The following is an 8030-nucleotide window of genomic DNA, read 5'->3' as shown; positions in this document are numbered from 1 at the left end:
CCATAAGCCGTCCGCGCTGTGGTTTTTCACTTCCCGGACGGCCTTTACTGCGGCGGGCACATTTCGTTGACGACTGCTGCCTCGAAACTCAGCTCTCCCCAAAAATCGAGCCGCTCTCGTCAGACCCGGTCTCCAGCCGCTGCAGATCCTGCCGCCGCTCAAGTTCCTGCTGGAGCATCTCGTCGCTCGCGGCCATCAGTATCTCTCGCGGCAGCTGCACCTCGAGGCTCGGCAGCTTGCCTATGATCACCTCCAGCCCTTCATACAAGTACACCCGGGGCGCGCGCGGTCGCCTCACTCTCGGCCACTTCACCCCGAAGCGCTGCTTCCACTCCACTCCGAAGCGGGGAGCACCGAGCGGGGTTAGTCCGCTCTTCTTGCAAAAGTGCGTGTACGCCCCGTAGACGGCCTCTGCGGTAGTCCCCTCGTTTGCGTAGAAGTAGGGCTCCATCTGCTCGCGCGCCAACTCGTTGAGACCGGCCATGAAGCCCTCTATGAGCGTGCTCAGCCCGATGATCGGCTCGTCTTCCAGTAGGTCTCCGAACAGGTCGAAGCTGCTGCGATTCACTTGGATGAGATCGCGCCGGGCGACCGTATCGAGTGGAGTCGTGGCCATGGTCCAGTCGACATCCCAGTGCTGGAGATCGTGCGCCAGTGCCTCCAGCTCCGCGACGACCTCCGCCGTCGGCTGCTGCGTGCGCGGGTCGAACAGCCCCTTGAGGAAGAGCTTGTACTCCTCCGTCATCACGTCGTCGGGGATGGAGAAAACCGTGTAGCGGCGATCCGCCTCGCCTTCCACCCGAACCGGGTTCTTGCTGTTGGACGTCATCCAAAAGGACATGCAGTTCGCAATCTGCACTCTCTTCTGATGGGGCGCCGCAAGGTCCACCCGCTCGTCGGTGATGTACGTCTTCATCGTCTCAAGCACCTCCAGCCGGTCCCCGGTGGGCTGGATGACCTCATCCGCCACGATGAAGCACTTGCCGGCGAACTGGCTGTTGAAGCTGTCCTTGAGCGTCTTGCCAGAGATCTGTGCCGTGTTCTCCAGCCCCAGCACGCGGGCGAAGAGGATACCTGCCAGCGACTTCCCGCAGCCCTGCGGGCCGACGAAGACGGGGACAGTCATGCCCCGTCGTTTGAGGTGCTGGGCCTTCGCGGCCATCCAGTTGAAGAGCCATACCAGCCCCTCGACGCCGTTGCTGCACACCTGCGTCAGCACGCACAACAGGAAGAAGATGCTCGGCCATGCCCCCCGAACGGGCGTCACGTCGGACGGCACGTACATGTTCAGTACGCTACGCCCCTCTCCATCATCGTAGACATGCGGCCGATCCGGCTCGAAACCAATGGTGAGGAACGTCGGGTGGTTCGCCTCGCTGATGACCTTCTTGGCGACGATGGACGGAACGCACTGATTCACCATGTACCGAAGCACCGCATCCTGGCCAATGGGCCTGTCCACGTCGTACCGGCCCCCCGGCCCCATGAGGACGAACCGCTCCAGGCTGACGACGTACGCGACCTCGGTCGCACCGCTCAAATTGATGACCTTGCCCTTCGCGGCGTCGAGCACCTTGGTCACCAGCGGGCCGTCGGACGCATTCTTGCTCGCGCCGTGCTGGACGAGGTCGTAGAGGGTGAGGTCCGCCGGGGCAGCGGCGCCATAAAGAGCTTGAGCTGCGGATGCCAGGAGCGTGCCACTGAGACACTCAGTGAAGAGCGCCTCTCCAGATACAATGAGCTGAGGGTCACCATGCGCCGCCTCTTTGAGAATACCTGCGATGTCCGTGAGGAGAATCGTCGAGAACCTCTGAGGGCTCTCGACGACATCGCAGATGATGTCGAGCTTGAGCACCTCACGCGCCAGAGCTTGGTACTTCTGGAGCTTCGGAGACACGGACGTAGCGACAGCGCTACCGCTCGACGACAGTCCAGTCACATTGGCTCCGGCAACCGCTACGGTGTGAACTGCGCTGCCAATAGACGCGCTCTGCCCATCGGCTTCGGCCTGGTGCGCTGGATTGCCCTCATCGCGTGGAGGTTGATCCGAATCGCTCCCGAACAACTCCTTATCAAATTCCATCTGCTTGCTGCTCATCTGGTAGTTCCCTTAAGGGTGCATTGACGGCCTCATGAGGCCGTTCCGGTTGACGTTTCGTTGCTGATGGCGAGCCGCTAGTCGCCGCGCTGGAGCAGCAGGCGGGCCGCACCTACGAGTGTGGAGGCGGGGCCTCGGCACAACTCCGCGGGCGCCCCCGCTTCCTCCATGGTGCGAAGCAGCATCGGCCCGTGAGATGCGGCCGACTGCACCGCGCTCTCCCACATTCGGTCGGTCCCTGTCGCGCTGTAGCGCCGCGGGTCTGCGGACGAGATCGCATGGAACAACCGGCGCCCCAGCTCGAGGAGCTCGGGCCGGCCGTCGCAGGCCGCCGCGATATTGGTCGCGGTACCCCTCCAGCACACGTAGGAGACATCCTCGGGATGCTCGAGCTGATAGCCGACCAGCGGGTGGTGGAGGATGGCCTGGAGCAGCGTACGTCCCTCGCGCGTGGAGACGGCGGCCCGGTGCGCGCCTACCCGCCGGAAGGACTTCTTCGCTCCCGACTTCGCGTACACGTTCGGGCGGTCAATGCCTGCGGAGACTCCGAATGCGCCGAGCACGTCGGCAATGCGGTAGCGCTCGCTGCCGACGCGCACGAGTTGCACGAGGACAGGGTTGGACGGGTCCTTCTGGTGGAGGAAGCCCGGCACACGCATGACGCGCGGCAGGTCCTTCACCGCCGGGTCCGTCCCAAAGTGGGCGGCGAGCTGAGCCTGGGCCAGCGTGAAGACGCCCAGTTCTTCACCCGGCACGAGGACCCAGTAATGGTGCCAGCCCTTCCGGGTGCGCACCGAGAGGGTGGGCGGCAACGCGGCCAGCCGCGGCGAGTCCGGCGGCAACAGGCCCTTGTCGTCGTCGATGAAGAGGGCGCGCACGGCCACCACGTTCTCGGTGCGCCGCCGCTCGCTGTTGCCCTCGTTCACCTGGATGAAGACGCCCATGCCGCAACGGGTGTTCTCTTCGCTCAGCCAGTTCCACGCCTTTTCCGTGAGCGCCCACAAGTGCGTGGCGTTACGCGAGACGGGGGCGGAGAAGGAGTCGGGCACGAGCTGCCAGAGAACCTCGGTGTCCGGCGAGCCCGTGAGGCCGGCGATGAAGGCTCGAGCCACATGGAGATCGGGAATCACCGACGACGATGGCGGTCGCGCCACGAGCATTTCTGCGTTATCATTCATTTGCATCTCACCTTGTCGTGATTAGCCCTCGGGCGCCTCGGGAGCGCCTTGAGGGCTTTCTTGATTGCGTACCAGGCGCTACCGCTTCACCTCATCCAGTTCACGCGCCAGGAGTTCCTCCAGCCCTTCCAGGATGAGGGAGCGCAAGGGCGGCGGTGCACCACCGTCGCGTTGGGCTCGGGCCAGTCGTAGGTCATCCAGTCGCGAGCGCATGTCGCGGGGCAGCGCGAAACTCGTCACATAACTTTCAATGGCTCCAGGTGTTCGCATTGAGAAAAGCCTCCGAAATCCGTACCTAATTGCATAAACAGCATAGGCAATCCGGCCTAAAACACCCAAATGGCATAACTACTTTCATGTCTGATCTCCGCAGCCGCTCCCTAATCCGCAGAAAGCTGACGACGGTCCGTCGGCGCCACGCAGAGAGCATGCGATCTCTGTCATCTCCACGCTGATGAGACAGGCACGGCAAATGGCGAGCACGAGCCGAGCGGACAGGACGCCGACGCTGCACGCCCTGCCCTCATCTGGGCTTCGTCAGCTGCGAGTGTACCGGGAATCCACGCCGGGGACCTCGCGCTGCCGCAAGGTCCTCCGGCCACTCGCCCCAGTCGCCGCCGTGCCGGTCCCGCAGCTTCAGGCGCCTGCCGCCCTCCACGGGGCAGGCTCCCAGCTACTTGACGAAGTATGGCACTCCCACCCTCTCGCACTCGACCATCAGGCTCCGGGCCCAGTCCAGGTCGAAGTGCCTGGCGCCCGGCCCCGGCTCGCCCCCTCGTGCGCCACGTGGGCCTGCGCGGATGGGGGCATGGGGGAGATTTCGGAAACGTTTCCGGAATCATCCGGTTGCTGCGAGGAGCCGACGATGCCCCCGCATGCAGCGCCCAGCCGCTCGGCGATCTCCATGCACGCCTTTCCCACCGCCCGCTGCACCTCGGCTGCCTTCTTCACGAGCGCCATCACCTCGGGCGTAGCGCCCCCCTTCAACTCGGTGAGCGCCTTCTCCACCAGCTCTGTTTCGCGGAACATCCGCTCCGACTGCGACACCAGATTGGTGAGCACCCGGTAGGCCGGCACCTCATCCCCTGCCCCCCCCGCGGGAGTCCGCTGGGTCTTCACAAGGCGGCGCATGGTGTTGACGGAAACGTCCTTCTTGAGCGCCTCCTCGATGAGCCGCTCGCGGGCGTTCCGATCCTCCACGGACGCCAGCAAGACGAGGTGGTAGAAGCTCAATGGCAGGCCCTTGGAACTCTTCCTCGCCAGCAGCGCATTGTACTCATCAGGAGGCCACGTCCTCGCCACCTGGGCCCGGTGGTAGAGGCTCGTCTCGTTCCGCCCCAACTCGCGTGCCAGCCGCTTCACACTTCCCGCCCCGTACTTGCCCGGAGCGTCCTGCACGTCGCACACCACGCATCCGATGCGGTACTGCGTGGCTGCATCCTGGGTATCGCTCTGGGTCATCAGCTCGCGCAGCTTCTCCAACGCCTCGCGCAGCTCCGGGCTCATCTCGCCCGCCGACCTCGCCTTCTTGCCTACCTTCGAGTCCTCCTGGGGGGAGCTCTTCCTCGATTCGGACATGACTGACCATCCCGCCCCACCTTGCGGTAGGGCGACGCAATGCGACGCAGGAGCGCCACTACGGGCGCCACGCGTCGAGTTCACGCCACCGCAGGCACCGAAGCGCTCGCGGACGGCTACATGCGCTCAGGCTATGAGCGCGGTCATTGGCATTGGCGTGTGCGGCCAGTTCGCACGGACGGCTCGCCGAACTTCTGGCGAGCAAGAGGTTGCAGTCACCGCGTCACTCTCAGCAAGGTGGACGGTGACTGCGCTGGCAACGGCATTGGCGTACTGCACGTACTACGACGGCTGTACTTCTCGGCGCCCTGCACGTGTCCAGGGCGAGGATGAGGTAACGCAGCTCCCCCCCGAGTGCAAGTGCGGCGGGCGTTTGGGGCTGGATGAGTGCCCTGACGACTTCCGCCTCGATACGTCCACGCCCGAAGAGGCGAGAGCAGCATGGGTATAAGAGCGAACGGGCTGGCGTCGGCGCTCTACCGAGGTGCTCTGACGATCCCAGGGCATAAGGGGCTCGCGAGTACGCCGCTGCGGTGACTGACATGTAGAAGCACCTGGCCCATCGACCAACCCGCAGGCGATGGCACCTCCGGCCCGCCCTTCGCTCTTCCACCCTCTCCCAAGGAGGTTTCCATGCAGTCCCAGCTTCAGCAGCTGCGCGACGAGCTGCGCGCGCGTTTCCCCGAGCGCCAGGAAGTCATCGACGGAACCCTCGCTGCCCTCCTCATCCGAGAACACGTCCTCTTTCTCGGGCCCCCGGGCACGGGACGGTCCAGCTTGGTCCGTGCGCTGGGGCAGGCAATCGGGGCGACCTATTTCGAGCGGGTCCTCACGCGGCACACCATGCCGGAGGAGTTGCTGGGCCCGGTATCCCTGCAAGCCATCGAGGACGGAAGCCTCACCCACCACATCACCACGGGGATGCTGCCCGAAGCCCACCTGGCCCTCCTGGACAACGTCTCCTCGGCCAGCAGTTCCGTCCTCAACATCCTCCTCCCGCTGATGGACGAGCGCGTCTTCCTCAACGACGGCGCCCCCGTCCCCGTCCCCCTCATCAGCCTCTTCGGCACCATGACCGAGCTGCCCGAGGACCATGCGAAGGAGTCCCTCCTCGACCGATTCCTGCTGCGCTTCGAGGTGGACTACCTCCAGAGGCCCGGCAGCTTCCGGGACGTCCTCACTACGCCCGACCCCACCACCTCCAGCGTCTTGGGCATGAAGGTACTGTGTGCCATGCATGCGGACATCACCAACGTGAAGGTGACAGCGGACACCTTGGAGGCCATCGTAGTTCTGCGCGACGTGCTGAAGAACGAAGGTCTGGTGGCGTCCGACCGCCGCTGGAAGAAGTTGCTGCGCCTGGTCCAGGCCGCCGCATTCCTCGCGGGCGAGGAGCAGACATCCCCTGAGGACCTCACGATTCTAGTGGACGTCGTCTGGCGCCATCCACGCGAGCGGCCCCGCCTGTCTCGCCTCGTGACCAAGCTGATCAACCCGGCGGTCTTCCAGGCCAACGAGGTACTGGAGGACGCACGCCAAGCGGCTGCCCAGGCGCAGGCCCTCAGGACTCAACACTGGCGGGCTTACGTCGCCCAGGCGGCCCGGGTGCTGCTGATGCTGCGAGCTCAGGTGGAGATGCTGGTACGACTTTCCGAGTCCGCCAGCCGCCGCGCTCGGCTCGTCATCGACGATGCCGTCACCGAGTTGAACGAGTTGCACGCGGAGCTGACCCGCGACGTTCACGCCAACCAGGGCCTCAAGCTGTTGAAGTGAGCGTCCTTCACCTTCACGTCCGGCGCGCCCGTCTCCACGGGTATGCCGGGCTCATTCGCTCGCGTCCTCCATCCAGAGAGGGCGAGGGCCACGGCAATCCTCGGGCTGTCACGTCCTCCCGCCCGTAATCACACGTTGAAGCCTTGTCGGCCGACACGGCGGGAGGAGAACCCCATGGTGTGGATAAGCCTGAAGCGGGCCCTGTCATCGCGAATGGTCCGCCGCCTCATCGCCGCAGTGCTGGTGGTTCTCGTCGAGGAACTGACCAGCGGCGCTGACCGGTACGGGCGACGAAGCCCATACAGCAGCGATTCCTACGGCGGTGGCACGGAAAGTCCCGGGTGGTAGCCCGAGGAGAGGAAGGCGCCGGTCCGTCAGACGGCGCCCTCCGTTTTTTCCCACGCAGTCCCATTCCCCTCAAACCGAAGGAGGTCCATGCATGGCTGAGCCATCCCCTGAAGCTACGTCTTCGGAGAACCCTGCCGACGAGGCCGAGCAGCTCGTCAGCCTCGCGGCGGAGTTGTCTCACCTCGGCGACGCGGTGAACGCCGCTGCCCTTCTCCTCGAGGCGCTCACGCAGAAGGCGCTCCCTTCTCCCCTGAGCACCGACCAGGTCTACGCTGCCGTTAGCGCCGTACTCGTTCTGGTCCGAACTCGCCTAGATCAAGTAGGCCGTGTGGTGACCGGGGTGGAAGATCCGGCGACCATCCTCACGCTGACCAACACGACTGGCGAGCCGCAGCCAGGGGATGATCCCGACTTGAGGCTGCGCCCGTGGACCTCGGCGCGGCGCACCGCGTACCGCGCTCAACAGAAGGTGGCGGCCGATCGGAACGAGGAGCGCGAGAGGCCCTCTCCCGGCCGAAAAGAGTGACGCGACAACATGCCCCGACAGCAGGCAGCTCGCCCGGAGCCCCGAGGACCACTTGCTCCAGCACCGAGCGCGAGCTGTTTTTTGGCTTCGAGGTAGACCTGGAGCCCTTGACGGCAATGGGCTAGAGATGAATCTCTAGGAAATGGAGAGGGCTGCGCGAATCGCCTGTCCGCTCCCTTATTTGAGGGCCTGCGATGCAGGCTGCGGCTCTCCGGCGGCACGGCCGGACCCGCGAACTCACCAGCGCGAGGAAGGCCACTAGGCCGACCTCGGCACATGGCAGCAGTGGACGAAACAAAAGGGGACCACGCTCCGGCAGCAAGACCGGGCGCCCTTTGAACCCGATAGCTGACCTCGCGGCGCCAACGCCACACCTGACGGGTCAGCGCTTCGCAGCGAAGGCGCTGGCGTGCCCCGGCGCATCGGTGAAGTCTTGTCCCAGCAGAACAACGAAGCAGGATCCCCCTCCTCCCTCCCGGAAGTGCTCACCGTGGAAGAGGCCGCAGCCTTCCTGCGGGTGAATCGGAAG

The 8030-nt window shown here is 65.0% G+C and carries 6 protein-coding genes; 3 read left to right on the top strand and 3 right to left on the bottom strand.

Annotated features, from left to right (window positions below; all coding sequences use genetic code 11):
- Nucleotides 1–88: 88 nt before the first annotated feature.
- Together VF697_RS09115 and VF697_RS09110 are read right to left on the bottom strand one after the other, a co-directional pair.
- Complete coding sequence (locus VF697_RS09115; protein ID WP_331093325.1) at nucleotides 89–2098, bottom strand: primase-helicase family protein; 2010 nt, start codon at nucleotides 2096–2098, stop codon at nucleotides 89–91.
- Between the two features lie 77 nt (nucleotides 2099–2175).
- Nucleotides 2176–3276 carry a DNA-primase RepB domain-containing protein gene (locus VF697_RS09110; RefSeq protein ID WP_331093323.1) on the bottom strand — a complete coding sequence of 367 codons (1101 nt, stop codon included), beginning with the start codon at nucleotides 3274–3276 and terminating at the stop codon, nucleotides 2176–2178.
- A 60-nt stretch (nucleotides 3277–3336) separates the two neighbouring features.
- Between VF697_RS09110 and VF697_RS09105 the strand changes: the two genes are divergently transcribed.
- Entirely contained in the window at nucleotides 3337–3468 is a 132-nt protein-coding gene (locus VF697_RS09105) for a hypothetical protein (RefSeq protein WP_331093321.1), read from the top strand.
- Nucleotides 3469–3993: 525 nt separating this feature from the next.
- Here VF697_RS09105 and VF697_RS09100 read toward each other — a convergent pair.
- Nucleotides 3994–4854 (bottom strand): hypothetical protein, encoded by an 861-nt coding sequence (locus VF697_RS09100; protein WP_331093319.1) that lies wholly within the window; start codon nucleotides 4852–4854, stop codon nucleotides 3994–3996.
- A gap of 633 nt (nucleotides 4855–5487) precedes the next feature.
- Between VF697_RS09100 and VF697_RS09095 the strand changes: the two genes are divergently transcribed.
- Together VF697_RS09095 and VF697_RS09090 are read left to right on the top strand one after the other, a co-directional pair.
- Nucleotides 5488–6627, top strand: a complete 1140-nt coding sequence (locus tag VF697_RS09095) for an AAA family ATPase (protein ID WP_331093317.1) — start codon at nucleotides 5488–5490, stop codon at nucleotides 6625–6627.
- A 439-nt stretch (nucleotides 6628–7066) separates the two neighbouring features.
- Entirely contained in the window at nucleotides 7067–7501 is a 435-nt protein-coding gene (locus tag VF697_RS09090; protein WP_331093315.1) for a hypothetical protein, read from the top strand.
- The last annotated feature ends 529 nt before the right edge of the window (nucleotides 7502–8030 follow it).

It is taken from the genome of Archangium sp. (assembly GCF_036388035.1).
Lineage (GTDB): Bacteria > Myxococcota > Myxococcia > Myxococcales > Myxococcaceae > Archangium.
This window is presented reverse-complemented; position numbering and strand designations above follow the sequence as displayed.